Raw genomic sequence first — 981 nt, forward strand, 5'->3', positions numbered from 1 at the left:
GGTCACTCTAAGTGCAGGTACTTGTACGTATACGGATAGTATCGAGGTCACGGGTGTTACCCTACCCGTGATTACGGTCAACAGCACTACGGCAGATAATTGCGACCCTGCGGGAGCGGGGAGTGTGGATTTTAGTATAAGTGGTGGTGTAGGCGACCGTCCCTACCGTGTTTTGGCCAGTGACGGTACAACGGTAATCGCTAATGGCACCGCTACGGATGCCAATGCGATCACGGTAAACGATTTGGTTTTTGACACCTACACCATACAAGCGGTAAACCAAGGCAATGATTTTGGTAATCCCAACCTAATCTCCTCAGCGGAATTTACCATAGACTCTGGAGCCAATATAGAAATAAGCAACGTAGCCACCACAGCGATAAACTGTTTTGGAGGTACCAGTACCCTGACCTTTGATACCAACCTAGGTACCGCCGCGGAATACCACCTAGATACCCAAGCGAATCCTGATTTAACAACGGTTACATGGACGGGCTATGATGCCGCAGGTCAATCAGGATTAACGGCAGGCACGTATTACCTATGGGTACGTAGTACTACGGATACGAGCTGTGTGGAGCGCTATGATGGGGGTGTTATCCAAATCGTATCGCCTACGGCACTGGACTATACACCTACGGTGATAGACAATACGGAAGAAGGTGGTACGGCGGGTCAGATAGACTTAGGGCCAATAACGGGTGGCACGGCACCCTATACCATAACATGGGTATCCGGTCCTGCAGGTTTTGATCCTGTCATAGCAGGTAACAGTCCTGTCATAGCGGGGCTTTCCTCAGGGATATACACGGTAATGGTACGCGATAATAATGGGTGTGATATGCCTATGGATATAGAGGTTCGAGACCCAATTTTACGGATTGTAAGCACGGCAGTTCTGGACGAGCGTTGTTTTGGAGCAGGGGACGGTAGCATCCAAGTAAATTATACGGGTCTGGGAACGGTAACATTGGATTATAC

The 981-nt window shown here is 49.3% G+C and carries 1 protein-coding gene; it reads left to right on the forward strand.

The features are described from left to right. Window positions 1–981 (forward strand): hypothetical protein (locus FBT53_RS16175; protein ID WP_169630386.1); only part of this gene is annotated, 981 nt, incomplete at both ends.

This window comes from Flavobacterium sp. ASW18X (assembly GCF_005144745.1).
Classification (GTDB): domain Bacteria; phylum Bacteroidota; class Bacteroidia; order Flavobacteriales; family Flavobacteriaceae; genus Croceivirga.